We start from the raw sequence: 16408 nt of genomic DNA on the forward strand, positions 1-16408 counted from the left end.
TGTTCTGCAGCGCGGGGGAGTACCCCGGGATTGCGAGAGGGCACGCGGCTCTTCGAGGGCAGCACCCGCATCGTGACGCCGGCCTGCCTCGCAGGAGAACCACAGTCCGTGACGAACTCTAGACAGGTCGTACATAGGCTATGTAGAGTACGAGTATGGGTAGTCCGCGTATGACCCTGCAGACCCAGCTGGTGCTGCGGGCTTTGCTGGAAGACCCCGCCAAAGAACGTTACGGTCTTGAGCTGTGCGAGTTGGCGGGACTGCCGTCGGGCACCATCTATCCGATCCTCGCCCGCCTGGAACAAGTCGGCTGGGTGGACAGCACTTGGGAAGACCCGGCCGTCCATGAGGAAGCCGGCCGGCCGCGCCGTCGCTTCTACCGGATCACCGAAGACGGTGCCGAGCACGCGCGCGACACTCTCGCCCGTACCTACCGTGCCCGCAAGCAGCCCCTCCCGGGGTGGGCCGCCCGCCCGGCTGCCGACGGGGGAGTGTCATGAGGGCCCGGCGCCGGTCGGCACGCCGACCGAGCAGGCGCCGCTCCGCCGCCACGTCCCTGGACGGCATTTTGGCCGTCGTGCGTACTCATCACCCGGACGCCGACATCTCGCTCATCCGGCACGCCCACGATGAGGCCGCCCTCTGGCACGAGGGACAGACCCGTCACAGCGGCGACCCGTTCCTCACCCACTGTCTCGCCGTCGCCGCCATCGGCATGCCACCGACCGTGATATGCGCCGCCCTGCTGCACGACGTCGACGACACGCCCTGTCCGCCGGGCCGTGTGGCCGAACACATCGGGCAGGAGACAGCCGACCTGATCTCTGCCGTCCGCACCGCCAAGCTCAGCGCGATCGTGCCAAGCGCTTTCAACTTTGACATCGCACGGCGGCCCGGGATCAAACCAACGTGGGAGGAGGCCGTGCTGGCCATCCGCCTCGCCGACCGGCTGCACAACATGCGCACCATCGCGTTCGTCGCCCTCGCCAGGCGGTACCTCGTGGCCCGTGAAACCCTCGACATCATCGCTCCGTTGGCCCGCGGGGCAGGCCTGACCGACGTGAGCCGTGAACTGCACGACCTCTCCTCGGCCGTCCTCCGGCCCACATCCACCGCATTCGCGGTCACGACCCGCACGCTGTCCATACTGACTCTGCTGCTTCCCACCCCGATGCGTGCACGGTGGCGCGAGGAATGGCATGCCGAGCTGGCCGCCCTCCCCACCCGCTGCACCCGCACTCGCTTCACTTTCCGAGTCCTGCTCAGCACACCCAGGCTGTCCTGCACTCTGCGCCGCCCGACCTCTCGGGAGCACCGATGCTGAGCGCCGCGGCTCGTATCGGAGGTGTGCTGGGTACGGCGGCTGCTTTTGCGATCACCATGGCCAGTGGAGGCCTATCCGCCTGGACGACCGGAGCGCTCACAGCAGGCGCCCTTGCCCTGGTCGCGGTCGTCCTCTTCATCCCCAGCGAGACACCAGCCCGCCGGCTTGGGCAACTGATCCGCGCCTGGCGCATCCCCACCGAAGCGCCCATCATGCCGGAGCCGGCGCAGCCTTCCGCGGCCCCACCCTCGCCATCCCGACGCAGCGGATGACAGCGCCAGTGCCGTGAGACGAGGTCGTGGCCCTGCCCGTCACTTCCGCAACGGACCTACCACCGCACGTCCAGCTCATCGGATCCGCCTCGGCGGTCCGGGGAGAGCTTGCCGTCCTGACGTCGCGTGTTGTCGAGCCACCATCCGAGCCGGACCTGCCTCCGGACCGCCGCCACTGCTGTGCAGCTCGGCCACATGAGTGAGGGTCCGAAGCCGGGCGGGTCGGGGTCTCACGCGGGCGCGCATCCACCTGAGCGTCGGAGGTTGGTGCGCGCTGCTGTGCAACGACGGCTGCAGCGGCTGGACACGCATGCCTTGGCGTTCTGCGTCCGTCTGATCGGATACTGCATACTTCCAGCTTCGGCGGCGGGTTCCGCGGCCAGCCTCCGTTACCCGCACGCGCTCGTACGGTCTCGGGGTGTGAAGTTCAAGTTCAGTGTCGTGAAGGCCTGCTCTTCGCGCGCGTGGGGCGTCGGTCTGTCCTTGTGGATACGAGACCGAAGTTGTTCCGTGGATTCAGGTGGGGGCTGGCTGTCGGTGCTGTGTGAGAGCCTCCGGGCATGAGCTACGACCTGGCGGTTTGGGAGGGTGAGAGGCCGGCGGACGACAGGACCGCTGGCCGGGTCTTCAACGACCTCTACGACCGTTACATCGACGTGGACGCCGGCGAGCCGCCGACCGAGCGCATCGCGGCCTACGTCGCCGGCCTTCTTGAACGCTGGAGTGACGTGACCGAGGACGATTACGGCACCTCTCCCTGGCATACCGGCCCGTTGATCCGCGAGGCCCGGGGACCGGTGATCTACTTCCCGATGAGCTGGAGCATGGCCGAGGAAGCCTCCGCTTTCGCCGCTTCCCTGGCCCAGTCCATGGAGCTGGTGTGCTTCGACCCTCAGCAGAACAGGCTCAGGCCCTGAGGTCTTCGTCAGGAGTCGATACACGATCAGGGACGTTGCACGACCACCTGACCCGCCCGCTGAGGCAGCGCCCCGCTGCCCGTATCTGCCCGCCGTTCACCGGGCATGATGGTCGGGTGCAGCAGCCCTCTCCCGAACCAACACCGATCATCCTCGCCATTGACGACCTCAGCGCGCTGCCCAGAGCGACACGGCTCGCCCGCACGAGCCGCGAAGGAGTCCAACTCCTCCAAGAGCACCAGGACATCTTCATTGACGAACTCTGGCTCGATCACGACCTCGGCGGGGACGACAGCATCATGCCGGTGGTGACCCTCCTGGAAGAGGCTGCCTTTCACAGAACCCCGTTCCGGATCGGCACTGTCTACGTGCACAGCGCCAACCCCATCGGGGCCGAGACTGTTGTGCGGTCCCTTTCACATTGGAAGTACCACGTTCGGCGAGCCGCCCCGCAATGAGCAGCTGGCGGCGCGTCACCCTGTCATCGGAGCATCCCTTCATACGTGCGAGAGCCGTGCGGGGGCGTTCTGGCGATAGCGTGATCCTCATGACGGCTGAGGGTGAGGCGCTGGTCGGCGGGATGGTGAATGTGGGGGCGATCTTCCGCCGGGGTGAGTTGGTTGTGCGCCCGGCGCCGCGCAACGCGCGCGCCCTGCATGCCTATCTCCGCGCGCTGAAGGAGCACGGCTTCGACGCGGCGCCCGTCCCTGTCGGTCTCACCGCGGATGGCCGTGAGCAGCTGACCTTCATTCCCGGCGATGTGGCTCTGCCGCCGTTCCCGGACTGGGCAATGACGAAGGCTGCTCTCGAATCGGTGGGCAGCCTGCTGCGACGCCTGCATGAGACCGGGAGGGCCGTCGCGGTCGACACCCATGCCGAGTGGCCCCAGGACCTGACGGATCCGGAGCGGGGAACGATGCTGTGCCACAACGATATGTGCCCGGAGAACGTCGTCTTCCGCGACGGCCGTGCCGCTGCCCTGATCGATTTCGACCTGGCGGCCCCGGGCCGCCCCCTCTGGGACATCGCCATGACAGCCCGCTATTGGGTGCCCATGCTCGATCCCGGATCCGCAGCTGCCCTCTACCCCTCGGGGCTGGATGCGGCTGCACGGCTGCGGGTCCTTGCCGACAGCTACGGCCTCTCGGCGGGGGACCGGGCCGAGTTGCCCGGCGTCATCGAACAGGCCACAGAGGTCTGCCGGGCCTTCGTCGCCCAACGCGTGGCCGACGGCGACCCCGTCTATCTCCAGGCGCTGGCCCAGCGTGGCGGATGGGAACGCTGGGACCGTATGCAGACCTGGCTGGTGGACCACCGCAAGACGTTCACGGCTGCCCTGCTGAACTGACTGCCCCCGGTTCGGCATGCCGGCCCCGTAGAGCTGCCGGTCGCCCGGCGGAGGCGTGCCGGGGAGGAGTGCGTCGGTGAGGGGCCCGGCCGTAGCCGTGACCGTGGCCGCTGCGGCACCAGTCCTGACGTCGGCCTGACTCGGAGCCGGGTAGGCGGACACTTTCCAGCTGCCGGGGACACGGGCACGGTCCGGGCAGCCGGGGCAGGGCGCGGCGCCTGCGGCTCGACGGGCTGGTTCCCCGGACTTGGACGGTTGCGGTGAGCGCAGACAGGCAAGTCGCAAGGCGGAGAGGTGGCGGGCTGCATCACCGCCGGTATGCCTGGCTTCGACCACTTCTTGCGACAGCGTTTGTTGACGAGTTCTGACGTCGTCGTCCGGCCTAGGGCTCCGCGGTTCGTCACGAGTTTTGAAGGCACCTGCCCATGCAGCCGAGTCGTGTCGGCGGCTCGCAACAGGGCTGCCACAAGGCTTCAAGATCGCTTGACCTTGCCCCAGAGGGAAGGGCGACAGTGTCACCGTAGATCACACGAGCGAGCGGTGTGCGCTCGCCAGCCGGGCTGGACGAAGAGGGGGAGTTCGAGTGACGGCGACCTGCGTCATTCTCGATATCGGTGGCGTGCTGGAGATCACGCCGGAAACGGGGTGTGTGCAGCGGTGGGAAGAGCGGCTGGGGTTGCCGTTCGGCACTGTGCATGAGCAGATGCGCGACGTGTGGCAAGCCGGGAGCGTCGGGACTATCAGTGAACGAGAGGTTCACGAGCAGGTGGCAGCACGCTTGGGGTTCGACGCGCCCCAGGTTGAAGCCTTCATGGCTGATCTCTGGGCGGAGTACCTGGGAACGCCTAACGAGGAGCTCATCGCTTACGTGCGTGGGCTGCGAGGGAGTTGCAGGCTGGGCATCCTGAGCAACAGCTTCGTCGGTGCCCGGGAACGGGAGACCGCGCTGTATCACTTCGACGAACTGGTCGAGCAAATCGTGTACTCGCACGAGATCGGCATCGAGAAGCCGGACCCGCGTGCCTTCGAGACCGTATGCGCCAGCCTGGAGGTGCGGCCGGAGAGCTGTCTGTTCATCGACGATCTCGCAGTAAATGTTGAGGCTGCTCAGGCGGCGGGCATGCAGGCGCATCTGTTCCAGGACAATGCCCGGACGATGACGCGCATCGCAGCTCATCTGGACGCTGGTCCCCGGGTTGGAGGGCCTGTCCAGCTCGGATGATGTCGGCCTGGCCGACCTTCAGCGGTTGCCGGCCAGGCGGTGGAGCGGTTGATCAGCCCGCTTCTGCGTGTTCGGCACGGGCTCGGGTGCTGGCCAGGCGGTAGGAGTCGGTTCCAGTCTCGATGATGGTGCCGTTGAAGGTGAGCCGGTCGACGATGGCGGCGGGCACGTCCGCGGCTTCGGGCAGATGCTCACCCAGCTCCAGGGAGAACGGCTCCCCGAATGGATCGCGGCGGTCCGAGCCGACGACCTACCCAGCCGGCACACCTTCATCAACGGCCTCGAACGCGACCTCGCAGCCGTCACCGCCGGCCTGACCCTGCCTTGTAGCTCAGGCATCGTGGAAGGCCACGTCAACCGCACCAAAACGATCAAGCGGCAGATGTACGGACGCGCTGGCTTCAAGCTCCTGCGCAAACGGGTACTGCTTGCCTCCTGACCTCGCTGTCGGTGGGGAGTGCGACGATCCCCAGACGGCCACGCAAGGAGAGATATGGGCACCTGGGACATCGGCCCCTTCGACAACGACACCGCCGCCGACTTGGCCGGTGACCTGGACGAGGCAGCACTGGAAGAACGCGAAGCCATGATCCGGGGCGTGCTCAAGCGTGCCGCCGGGTCTGCGGACTTCCTGGGTATCTACGACGGCGAGCGGGCAGTGGCCGCGGCGGCCCTGGTCGTCGACCAGCATCCTGACGGCGAGCCAGCGTGTTTGAACGATGGCCCATCAGCGCCGCTACCGGAGTTGCCTGCAGACCTTCGAATGCTCGCCGTCGACGCCCTGGACCAAGTGGTCTCCGACCGGTCTGAACTCGCCGAGCTGTGGGCTGAAGCTGCGAACTGGTCGAAGTGGCGCCAGGACATCACCCGCCTCCGCGACGTCCTTGACCCTCCGATCCCGCCACAAGAGGAAGCCCTCTTCGAGATCTAATCGGTGACCTATAGTCACGGATCACAGAACTTGAGTCAGAACCAAAACTCGTGAGTATTACCCGACCGTGGATCTGGGTGCCTCCCAAACCCGTGAACAACTGACGACGCAACTCGTGAACAAAGCCAGTGTGCCTGTCTGTCTCGTTGACCTGAGCGACCTCTTGCAACGGCTGACACATTGAAGTGGATGGGCGCTGGTCGCCGTGTCTGAGGCGGCAGTTGAGTGCTCGGATCGATGTGGGGATGCCGTCGTGGATCGTGTCGGACGGGCTGTGGGACCGCGGGCTTTCGCCCTCGTCGCAGCCGCGGCGGACCGGACCCGGTCGGCCTCGGCGGGCCGCGCGGCCGTGGCCAAGGCCCGCCTCCTCGTCCAGCAGAGCCGCTGCTGTCGGAGCGCGAGCGGCTCTTTTGCTACTCAAGGACGATGTCGTAAGCCTCTTCCCGTCCCAGGGTCCAGGTGCAGATCTGTTCCACGATTGGCCCAGTCGGTCACTCTTCAAGTGGACCACTTGCCAGGGTTGTTGGCTGCACAGGGTCGACACCAATAGCGGCTGAGACCGTGAGCGACCACTGTAGGGGATCTTGAGGTCGACACTGGTGGCTGCTGTGGGTGTCCGGCCCCTGCCTCCCGGTCGGGCCGGATGGAGTGAGAGGACAAGGATCTGCTGTGAAGGCGTGCGGAGTGTCCGGGGCCGACAAGGAAGTCGCCCTGCTGGAGTTGCCCGAACCGTCGTCTCCGGGGCCCGGTCAGATCCTGGTGGGGGTTGAGGCGGCCGGGGTCGGCCCGTGGGACGGACTGCCCATCGATGCCAGTTGGGACGTGGGGCTGCGCCCCCCGGCGGCGCTGGGAGTGGAGGGCGCGGGCAAGGTGCTGGCCGTCGGTGCGGGTGTCACCGGGTTTGCCGTGGGCGACCGGGTGCTCGCGCACGAGGCCCCGCTGCCCGGGGGAAGCGGCTTCTGGGCCGAACGCGTTCTGATCAACGCGGATCACACGGCAGCCTGCCCACCCGGGCTGGACGCCGTGCACGCGGCGGCGCTGCCGGTCAACGGACTCACCGCGCTGCAGGCCTTGGAGAAGCTGGGTCTCAGCCCAGGACAGCGGCTCCTGATCACCAACGGAGCCGGAGCCACCGGAGCCCTGGCCATCCAACTCGCCGCGGCCCAGGGCATCGAGGTGACCGCGACCGCGTCTGCTGCCGCCGCGGAGCGCCTGCTCGGTCTGGGGGCGACGGAGGTCGTCGACTACCACGACCCGAACTGGCCGGCCAAGGTACGCGGCGGGTTCGACGCCGCCCTCATCATCGCCGCCGGCACGGCGGCCCCGGCGCTGCCCTTGGTGCGGGACGGCGGCCGACTGTGCTCCCTGACCTCGGACGCGCCTGAGGAGGAACGAGGCATCACGAGTGGGGACCTCTACATCGAGCCCAACGCCGCGCAGCTTGCCCAGTTGGCGGAGCAGGCCGCGGCTGGAACCTTGAAACTCGCACCGGAACCCCTGCCGCTGAGCGAAGGCCCGGCTGCGTTCGCCCGGGTGGTCACCGGAGGGGCCGGCGGGAAGAAGATCGTGCTCACCCCAGCGTGACCCGAGCGGGCACTGCCCGATCCCGTGTTTGGGGCGCGGTGCCCGCCAGGCGCGACCGAGAAATCGTCAGGCTGAGGGGGCGACCGAGGAGGTGCTGGCCAGGAGCGCGAGGTCTAGTGATGCCCGGAGTCGCGGGCGGCGGTCACGATGAGGTCGGTGACCGCCTGGGGGTGAGAGACCAAGGAGACGTGCGAGGAATTGATCTCCACTGTCTTGCGTGCGTGGGCGCGCTTTGCCTCGTATCGCTCCAGGCTCGGATCGATACCCCGATCTTGTCTGCCGACGAGTACGTAGACGGGCTTGTCGTGCCAGGCCGCCTGATTCACCTTGTCGGTGAACGCCGACTGTGCGATGGGGCGTTGTGTCGATGCCATGACGGATGCCTGCTGCTGAGACAGGTCTTGCGCGAAGGTGGCGTGGAGCGTGTTGGGCTGGATGTACACGTCCGTGCCGGTGGTACCGTCCCCGTTGCGGAACGGCACGGTCAAGAAGGCCTTGGACAGCGGGGCGGGCGGGAACTTGCTGGACAGGCTCGCGAACGACTCGCCCTTGTCCGGCATGATCGCGTCGATGTAGACAAGTGACTTGACGTTGTCGACGCCAGCCGCCGCCTGGGAGATCACCTCGCCGCCGTAGGAGTGCCCGACCAGGACGATCGGACCTTTGACCGACTTGAGGAAGCTGTTCAGATAGGTCGAGTCCTGAGGTATTCCACGCAGTGTGTTGGGTGGGGCGTAGACCTTGTAGCCGTCCTGTTGCAGGCGCTGGACCACTCCGTTCCAGCTCGAAGCGTCGGCAAATGCCCCGTGTACGAGCACAATGCTCGGTTTCTCGTTCTGCGGGGCCGCCTTTCCGAGGCCGTGTGAGGCGGGGGCAGCGGAAACTCCCACAGCGGTGAGCACCACCACCACGAGAACCGTCATTCCTTTGCCCGATTTCAAGATTCCGTGAGCTGGCATGTGCTTCACCTTCTCGGCGTGCAGGTGAACCCGGTCCTTCTCGGCGACGGACGACGCTGACAGCCGAGCACGTGCGAGGCACCGGTGAGAACTGCCGCGGTCGCCGTGTCCGCCGGGGCGGAGCAAATCAGGCCGTGTCCGCCGCAAGGGAGGCACGGAGCGACGTGCGGCGCCATATCAGCCTAGCCCCGTCCGAGCGGGGGGCAATCGGATCGCGAGGCGGGCTGCCGGGGCACGTGGCAGGCGTCGCGCGAGCGGGTTTCGGAGGAATGGAACAAGGTGCCACCCCAGTGCAAGGTCGCGTACCGGTTCCCGACTGCCACTGTTGCCAAACACTCATAGAAAAATCAAAAAAGACTATCTCGGTGGTGTCGGACACGTGCACAGGGCGGGCCGGCTGAAGGCCGCGGCCGTCCGTCTGGAGGCGGATACGGACAAGGCCACCGCAATGATCGTCGCGGAGATGGGCAAGACGTACCGGGCGGCCCAGGAGGAAGTGGGAAAGTGTGTGCGGGGGCTACGCTTCTACGCCGACCACGGGCCCGGCTTCATGCCTGACGTCGCGGGCTCGGCTCCTTCTCCCTCTACCCGAGTTCGCCGAGACAGAGGGCGTCCCTTATCTCGCTGAGCTTCGCGGTCGTCGCCGGGGTCTGCTCCTGCGCTTGTTTTGCGAGTCGGAGGGCGTCGTCAATCTCGCTGAGCTTCGCGGAGGACAGGACGGCCGCCCGCTCTATCAGGTCGTCCCGTGACACAGTGGTCAGCCACGTGCAAGGAGTGAAGCCTGGACGCGGGAACGCGAGTCGTAGCACGCCTTCGAACGGCACTCCTTCACCGGCGCCCACCATCACTTCGATGCCCAGACCGCTGATGTCGACGCCCGACGGAGCGACGACCTGCATCACCCGGATCCCGGACGCGTCGTCTCCCGACAGCAGTACGACCAACCTCCGCTCGTCGAACTGGACCCACCAGACTTCGCCACGTTGCACAAGTCCTCCAGACATAGGACGGCAAACAGACGCTGCGCGCCTCTGACGCACTGTGGAGACGGGTGCGACCACCGTTGATCATCGGTGTGTGAAGACTGAAGATCATGCGGCGGCCGCAGGTCACAGCCTAAACCCTGCCCGCTGGCAGGAGGCGTTCGAGGGCCTGATGAGCCGGATAGAGGGACGGTTCACGCGGGTCGAATCCCGGTGCCCGGCACGGAAGTTGGTACTCGGCCTGCTGTCGGACCTGCCGCGCAAGAACTGCTGGACCATTGCCGAGTGGGCCGGGGACAGGACCCCGGACGGTATGCAGCACCTGCTCGGGCGGGCCAAGTGGGATGCCGACCAGGTCCGCGACGACGTGCAGGCCTACGTGTTGGAGCACCTGCACGACGACGAGGCGGTGCTGGTGGTCGACGAGACCGGCGACGGGAAGAAGGGCACCGACACCGTCGGTGCCCAGCGCCAGTACACAGACACCGCAGGCAGGATCGAGAACGCCCAGGTCGCCGTCTACCTGGTCTACGCCGGCCAACGCGGGCCCGCCGCGGTAGACCGGGAACTCTATGTTCCGCGTTCCTGGACCTTTGACCCCGGCCGCTGCCGGGCCGCCGGAATCGGTGACAACACGGAGTTCGCGACCAAGCCAGAGCTCGCCGCTCGCATGGTCACCCGATTCCTGGACGTCGGCCATCGGGCCGCCTGGGTCGCGGGAGACGAGGTCTACGGCGGCGACCCGAGGCTGCGCACCGCGCTGGAGGAACGCGGCACCGGCTACGTCCTCGCGGTGGCCTGCTCGCACGAAGTCACCACAAGCGCCGGGAAGTTCCGTGCGCACGTGCTGGCCAGGAAGGTGGTGCCCAAGAAAGCCTCGCAGAAGCTGTCCGCAAGGGTCGGAGCCAAGGGCCACCGCTTCTACGACTGGGCCGTCATCGACCTCACCGACCCCCAGCCCGGGAGCTGACAGTTGCTGATCCGCCGCAACCGCAGCACCGGCGAACTCGCGTACTACCGCCGCTACTCGCCGACCGCAGTGCCGCTGACCACCCTGGTGCGCGTCGCTGGATCAAGATGGCGGGTCGAGGAGTCTTTCCAGTCCGGCAAAGGTTTGGCGGCCTTGGACCAGCACCAGGTCCGCCGCTACCCGTCCTGGTCCCGCTGGGTCACCCTGGCCATGCTGGCGCACGCCTTCCTCGCCGTCGTCCGCGCCAACGAAGACGACCGTCATCCCTCACCCGACGAGCTGGTACCGCTCACCTGCAACGCGATCCAACGACTGTTCATCACGCTTGTCATCCAACGCGCCTTCGGCCTTGTCAACCGGCTTGGCTGGTCCGTTTGGCGACGCCGCCACCAGGCCCGCTCCCAGACCAGCCACTACTGGCGACAAGCCGCTCAAGCATGAAGATCACGATCTACGGCTGGAGTACTAGTACTCCAGCCGTACTTCTCCATTACTGCTGGTCAACGGCCTGGGTCTGGGGAGTGTAGCGGGGTGGGGTTGGGTGCGGGGCGGTCCTGGCGGACCGTCCCGCGAACGTGTGACCGCGCCGCATGTAGTGACAGTGCCGGGCGCGCTTGGTGGCGGCGTCTCCAGCGCGACCAGCTCACTGCGTTCTCGCGCCGTGGAGGGCGACGGTGGGGTTCAACTGCCAGCAGACGGCGGATTTCTGCCGGGGTGAGATCCACGAGCTCGGGTGTGTCGGCCGTGTCACCCCTTTTTCGCGCTCCTGGACGGTCATCGCGGCGAGGAAGACGTGCGCGAGCGTGACGAGTGTGATGTGCCGGTACCAACCGACGTAGCGGCGGACCTCGTACTGGTCCAGGCCGCATTCGTTCTTCGCGCTCTGGAAGCACTCCTCGATCTTCCAGCGGCAGCCCGCGATGCGGGCCAGGTCGGCAACGGTGATGTCCAGCGGCGCACTGGCCAGGTAGTAGGCGATCTCGTCGGGTCTGGTGGTGCTGCGGCGGGCGAGCATCCGGCGTTGCCGGGTGGGTTCGTCGCCGTCGAACTCCCAGACGGCGGGCAGCCGGGCGGCAGCCCAGTCGTAGAGCCGCGGCCCTGTGGCGCCATCGCCGCAGGACAGGCGTTGCCATGCCTCGGGTGGGGCCTGGTCGATGAGGTGGTCGATGCGTGGGCCGTGGACCTGCTGTGACTTGGGGACCGCGACGACGTAGGACAGGCCGGCGTCTTCCAGGAAGCGGCGCGCGAGCCGGAGGGAGACACTGCGGCCGTAGCCGGCATCGGCCACGACCACTGGCACCGTCAGCCCCTGCGCGGCCAGCCGGTCCAGCAAGCCCAGAGCCAGGTGCGCCTTGGACACATGACCGGCCTGCTCGGGTATGCCGGCCCGCTGGTGCCGCCTGTCGTCATGGGCCCATTCCTCGGGCGGGAACAACTCCCACTCCAATGGGCAGGACGCGGCGTCGGTGGCCGCGTGCACGCTGACCGCGACCTGGCAGTTCGCCCGCTTGCCCAACGCCCCGCAGTACTGCCGGGCCACCCCCAAGGACGTGGTGCCGCACTTGGGAAACGACACGTCGTCGACCACCCACACCTCGGGCTGGACCACCTCGCACAAACGCTGGGCGATCCGCCGCCTCAGCGGCAGCGGATCCCACACGACTGGTTCACGAACTGCTGCAGAGCCTGCATGTTGCCGTCCGGCAGCCGCTCCGCCATCGGCTGGATCGACTTGCGGCGGCCATCGAGCATCAGACCCCGCAGACAACACTCGCCCCACTGCCGCAGATCTCGCCGCGGCACCGACCCGAACACATCCGCAACGAACTCTGCCAACTCACCCCGGAGCCGTTCCACCTCCCCCAACCTCACACAACGAAGAGGCCCGCCACCAGGCGAGATCACCCGATGTAACGAAGCACTACGAGCGGGGGACCGGCTGACGGCCAGGTGTAGCCCGTCCTTCGAACGGTCGGCCTGAGAGGGGCCTGAGGCGACACGTGAGCAGAAGCGCACTGGCCGACAGTTCACGTCCCATCGGTCCTGCGCCTTTCCCGGCCCTTGGGAGGCGACGATCGCGGCCGTCCGTTGGGCGGCGCTCGAGCGCAGATGCCCGCCCGGCCGGCCATGGAGGGAGCGAAGGGCCGTAGGTTGGCGAAGCAGGGGTTCTCGGGGTCGGCTGCTATCGGTCATACGTGATGCCAGCGAAACCGAGATGTCTGACACCAGCTGAATTGCTCCCCAAAAGTTTCAGGCGCAGGCTGGAATGAGGAGGGGCGCAGGCGAAGAGCAGACGCCGGAAGAGGGGCACGTGGCCATGCCCTCGCTTAAGCATCTCGTGATGGAGACCGAGCGCATCGCGGACTCCAGGCCTTCGAGGGGCACGCATCGGGTGCGGCGGATCCTGAGACTTTGGTGGACTGCGTGGCGCAGCATCAACCCCGTCTTGTGGTGGACCCCCGTAGCCATCGTGGGGTTCATCGTGCTGACGGTGATGCGAGGGGGCGCCCCCTTCCGGGGGATGCCCTATGCCGTCTGGATCATCATCGGCCTCGTTGCAATTCTGCTGGTCGCTGCGCGGCGAGGCTCCCGGCCAGTCCGGATCTTGCCCTTCAAATGCCTGGCCGGCGGAGACAACCCCGGTGAGGCGGACGGCCTCGCAGGGGGCTTCACCGAGCTCTTGGGCGGCGAGATCGAACGGATCGCGGAACTGGTACGGCAGGAGCCGTTCATGACGTCCGCCGACGTACTCAACCCGGCTGCGCAGCGGGGTGAGATGGTGCGGCGGTCGTCAGCTCGGGTGCCGTTCAAGTCGGGGGTGGCGACCAGTGGGCTGTCAGGCGACATCAAGCCGACCGAGGTCGGCACGGTCACGCTGGGTCCCCTGAAACTTCAGGTCGGAACCGTGCTCACATGGTTGGAGCGGGCCTTCAGTGGAACACTGGAGGGGGTGTTGGTGCAGGCGGACGGGGTATGGCGGGTCGTCGCCACCCAGTCCGGGATGCGTGGCCGTACCTGGTCAGCTGAGGTGGGCACCCACGACCAAACCGGACAGGCCGAGGGTCTCCTGGCTCGGGAGTTGGCTCACCGCATCGAACTTGAACGGCCCGGGGCCTCAGAGTCGGGTGCCGATGTCGAAAGCTTCCAGCGGCTGGTCGATGGCCTGGACAGATACCGGCGCTTTCAGCAAGAAGGCATTCTCCAGTATCTCGATGAGGCCGAGGATCACTTCCGCGCGGCCCTTGCCCACAGTCCGGGATATTCCGCGGCTTACCACAACCTCGGTCTGGTCTACCGCGAGCAGCGGCGCGTCCGTCAGGACATCGGTCTACGGGTGTCGAGGGCAGTGGGGGACGGCCCGACCCTCATGTGGCAGAAGGCGCTGACCCTTGACCCGGCGATGGCTCCCGCGCGCATCCAATTGGCGAGGGCTTTCCTGGAGCAGGCCGACCATCCTGCCGTCGATGTGAAACGGCGGTCCGACCTCCTGGAGCAGGCGGTCCAGCAGGCTCGTAGCGCGCTCATGCAGCCTGCCCGCACGCATCCCATGGAGGGTGCGCTTGCCTCGTACTGGCTGGGCGTGGCGCTGCTGAAGCAAGGTGAGCACCAGCAGCAGTACACGGAACAGGGTCCGTCCCCGATCGGCAAGGTGGGGGAGGCACTCGACTGCTTTTGCAACACAGAACAGGCGCTGGTCGACGAACGGGCCGTACGGCTGGTCCGTGATGGGGACACGGTTGCGGTGCGGCCCCTCACCGCGCGGATCGCCCACGTCGTCAGTCTGGAGTCGGAGTGCTGGTCCCAAATGGCGCGATGTATGCCTGACGCCCCGGTCCGGTCACGTCTCGTAGAAGCGGCGGACAGCCGCATCTGCCACGCGATCCGCTGGGCACCTGATGTCACGGAACTGCATGCGCTCAGGGGACGCATGCTTGAGGAGCACGGCGTTGAGGGCGGCGCACTGATCGCGTACTTGGAGGCCCTCCAACGAGACCCCCAGAACCATCACGTAACTGCCAAGGACATCGGCGCCTTCGCAGCCGGCACGGCGATCAACAGCGAGACCGTTGAACTGGCCACCGACCTGTTCACCCTGGCGGTGCACCGGGACCCCGACGACGCCGTGGCCTGGCTCCTGCTGGCGTTGGTCATACCCGACGAACGCGCCGCCCGGTCGCTCGCAGGCAAGGCCCTGGCCCTGGAACCGGGCAGGGAAGAAGCTCGACGCATTGTCGACGAGCAGTGGCCACCAACGGATGGCTGTGTCCCTGATACCCCCGGCTGGGAGAATCGCTTTACCCTGCGCTGGGCGCGAGCGTGGTCCGACGCCCGTGAGGCGCAGCAGACAGCCGACGAGGCACGTTTGCGCAGTTCACTGGGCAGAATCGAGAAGTTGCGCCTCGAGCTCGGCGGGTCTCGGCCAGAAGTTTCCTTCGCTCACCGGGAGATTGGCCTGCTCCACGCATCGCTGGCGTCGATGATCCAGCGTTCCGACGAACAACGGCGCCAGTGGCAGGCAGCGGTTCGTCATCTCAAGAAAGCCGTCAGGCGAAGGCCGCTGTCGAAGCTGGAAAAGCCGCCGATGTGGTACGTGGAACTGGCCGACGCCTACGCTGCTCTCGCTGACTCCCAGCTCGATGCGGGGCACCGGCACGAGGCCTCAGACAACTACCAACGGGCTGTCAGACACTACGACGAGGCCATCAACAGATCACCAAAGACCGTCCGTCCTCGTTACCGCACCGGACGTCAGGGGCAGGAGCGGCTGGCGGAGCTGTCTGCAGAACAGCCGGACCTGTCTCCGCGTGCGCGTGCGATGGCAGGGCGGGCGGCGGTGTACGCATGTCAGGGCAGCGTCGGCGATGCCGCACGTGACTGCCGCGACGCCCTGAAACTGGCCCCCCTGTACGCCTACCCACGTTTCACACTGGCCCGTCTGTATCGTGACCAGCGGGCCCAGTACGACCTCGCCGAGCAGACGCTGGTCAGGCTGGTCGAGCTCCTGCCGGCGGGAGAGCAACGTGACAGAGCCCGGCTCGAACTGGCGGTCACCTACCGCAAGCAGGCGGAGACCTCGCACAATGCTCAGCGCGAAAGACTCCTTGAACACGCCCGAGAGGAGTTGTGCAAAGCCACACGGGAGGCTTCGCTGAGCACGGATCTGGACGCACGGATGCACGAGGAACTGGCCACCGTGCTGGATCTTTTGGGCCGTTCTGACGACGCCATCGTCGCCCTGCGCGCTATCAGCGGCACCACCGAGCAGCCACACGCAGCACAGCACCACGAGCGCATCGCGCATCTTATGGCCCAAAGTGAACAGCCCTCGGAGGTGGAACGGGAGCTGCTCGAGGCTCAGAAGGCCTGCTACGCCCGAATGGCCAGGTCGCGCGGCAAGGACGAGGAGAAGGAGCTGTGCGTCGTACAGGTCACTCTCACAGCACGCCTTGCGATGTTCTACGCCGAGCAGGGCATCAAGCTCGATGAGGCACGCCTGATGGCGGATGGTGCTCTGCAGAGTGCTTCACACATCCTGGACCCTGGCGGGCTTGCCAAGTGCGAGGACGCCCGCGGGTGGGTCGCCTACCGCGAGGGCCGGCCCCGTGAGGCCGTCCGCTTCTTGGAGAGCGCCGTAGAGCATTCCGGCGGCAACGCTCAAGAATGGGCCCACCTCGCGTCCGCCCTCGAGGCACGGTCGATGTCCCGGCGCGGGCACCAGGACCTCGACCGAGCCAGGGACGTCTGGCAGCAGATCCTCGAGCGCTTCCCTCACAGCCCGGCCGCCGAGCAAGCCAGACATCACCTCGACCTGTTGCCCGAGCGCCTGCACCCGCCGCGTCCGCTGGCGTCACACGGTCTTTGACTGCTCCCCTCTTTGAAGGTTCGCAAGCGGCCGTG

At 67.0% G+C, this 16408-nt stretch carries 12 protein-coding genes and 4 pseudogenes; 12 read left to right on the forward strand and 4 right to left on the reverse strand.

The features are described 5' to 3' along the window. Positions 1-170 precede the first annotated feature (170 nt). The 6 genes from ABEB03_RS33340 to ABEB03_RS33365 all read left to right on the forward strand — a co-directional run bounded on the left by ABEB03_RS33340 (position 171) and on the right by ABEB03_RS33365 (position 5083). Complete coding sequence (locus tag ABEB03_RS33340) at positions 171-500, forward strand: PadR family transcriptional regulator (RefSeq protein WP_345656564.1); 330 nt, start codon at positions 171-173, stop codon at positions 498-500. Positions 501-577: 77 nt separating this feature from the next. Then, positions 578-1324: an HD domain-containing protein gene (locus ABEB03_RS33345; RefSeq protein WP_345656565.1), complete on the forward strand. Its 747-nt coding sequence runs from the start codon at positions 578-580 to the stop codon at positions 1322-1324. Between the two features lie 832 nt (positions 1325-2156). Beyond that, positions 2157-2513 (forward strand): hypothetical protein, encoded by a 357-nt coding sequence (locus ABEB03_RS33350; RefSeq protein WP_345656566.1) that lies wholly within the window; start codon positions 2157-2159, stop codon positions 2511-2513. 35 nt (positions 2514-2548) lie between these two features. Next, on the forward strand, positions 2549-2971 hold the full coding sequence (locus ABEB03_RS33355) for a cyclic-phosphate processing receiver domain-containing protein (protein ID WP_345656567.1): 423 nt from the start codon (positions 2549-2551) through the stop codon (positions 2969-2971). Positions 2972-3060: 89 nt separating this feature from the next. Further along, on the forward strand, positions 3061-3861 hold the full coding sequence (locus ABEB03_RS33360) for a phosphotransferase family protein (protein ID WP_345656568.1): 801 nt from the start codon (positions 3061-3063) through the stop codon (positions 3859-3861). A 583-nt stretch (positions 3862-4444) separates the two neighbouring features. Then, a complete protein-coding gene (locus ABEB03_RS33365) occupies positions 4445-5083 on the forward strand; it encodes an HAD family hydrolase (protein WP_345656569.1) in 639 nt (212 codons plus the stop codon). Between the two features lie 52 nt (positions 5084-5135). Here the strand turns inward: ABEB03_RS33365 and ABEB03_RS33370 are convergent. After that, a pseudogene (locus ABEB03_RS33370) lies at positions 5136-5260 on the reverse strand (IS21-like element helper ATPase IstB); the annotation flags it as partial. On the opposite strand from ABEB03_RS33370, the pseudogene ABEB03_RS33375 reads away from it, so the two are divergent. The 3 genes and pseudogenes from ABEB03_RS33375 to ABEB03_RS33385 all read left to right on the forward strand — a co-directional run. Then, a pseudogene (locus ABEB03_RS33375) lies at positions 5250-5522 on the forward strand (transposase); the annotation flags it as partial. The pseudogenes ABEB03_RS33370 and ABEB03_RS33375 sit on opposite strands and share 11 nt — an antisense overlap. A 54-nt stretch (positions 5523-5576) precedes the next feature. After that, complete coding sequence (locus tag ABEB03_RS33380; RefSeq protein ID WP_345656570.1) at positions 5577-6014, forward strand: DUF4259 domain-containing protein; 438 nt, start codon at positions 5577-5579, stop codon at positions 6012-6014. A gap of 684 nt (positions 6015-6698) precedes the next feature. Continuing rightward, the gene (locus tag ABEB03_RS33385; RefSeq protein WP_345656571.1) at positions 6699-7598 is read left to right on the forward strand and encodes an NADP-dependent oxidoreductase; all 900 of its coding nucleotides are present in this window, start codon (positions 6699-6701) and stop codon (positions 7596-7598) included. A 113-nt stretch (positions 7599-7711) separates the two neighbouring features. Here ABEB03_RS33385 and ABEB03_RS33390 read toward each other — a convergent pair whose 3' ends face one another. Then, positions 7712-8557 (reverse strand): alpha/beta fold hydrolase, encoded by an 846-nt coding sequence (locus ABEB03_RS33390; protein ID WP_345656572.1) that lies wholly within the window; start codon positions 8555-8557, stop codon positions 7712-7714. Positions 8558-8936: 379 nt separating this feature from the next. Here ABEB03_RS33390 and ABEB03_RS45480 point away from each other — a divergent pair, with 379 nt between their 5' ends. After that, on the forward strand, positions 8937-9185 hold the full coding sequence (locus ABEB03_RS45480; RefSeq protein ID WP_425589341.1) for an aldehyde dehydrogenase family protein: 249 nt from the start codon (positions 8937-8939) through the stop codon (positions 9183-9185). On the opposite strand, the gene ABEB03_RS33395 is transcribed toward ABEB03_RS45480, so the two are convergent. After that, the gene (locus ABEB03_RS33395) at positions 9142-9546 is read right to left on the reverse strand and encodes a type II toxin-antitoxin system PemK/MazF family toxin (RefSeq protein ID WP_345656573.1); all 405 of its coding nucleotides are present in this window, start codon (positions 9544-9546) and stop codon (positions 9142-9144) included. The two genes, ABEB03_RS45480 and ABEB03_RS33395, sit on opposite strands and share 44 nt — an antisense overlap. 166 nt (positions 9547-9712) lie before the next feature. Here ABEB03_RS33395 and ABEB03_RS33400 point away from each other — a divergent pair. Beyond that, positions 9713-10951, forward strand: a pseudogene (locus tag ABEB03_RS33400) (IS701 family transposase). A 202-nt stretch (positions 10952-11153) separates the two neighbouring features. On the opposite strand, the pseudogene ABEB03_RS33405 reads toward ABEB03_RS33400, so the two are convergent. Beyond that, positions 11154-12382: pseudogene (locus ABEB03_RS33405) on the reverse strand (IS701 family transposase). Between the two features lie 598 nt (positions 12383-12980). Between ABEB03_RS33405 and ABEB03_RS33410 the strand changes: the two are divergent. Next, complete coding sequence (locus ABEB03_RS33410; RefSeq protein ID WP_345656574.1) at positions 12981-16373, forward strand: tetratricopeptide repeat protein; 3393 nt, start codon at positions 12981-12983, stop codon at positions 16371-16373. Positions 16374-16408: the final 35 nt, after the last annotated feature.

Origin of the sequence: Streptomyces siamensis (genome assembly GCF_039543605.1) — a bacterium.
In the GTDB taxonomy this organism is placed as follows: Bacteria; Actinomycetota; Actinomycetes; order Streptomycetales; family Streptomycetaceae; genus Streptomyces; species Streptomyces siamensis.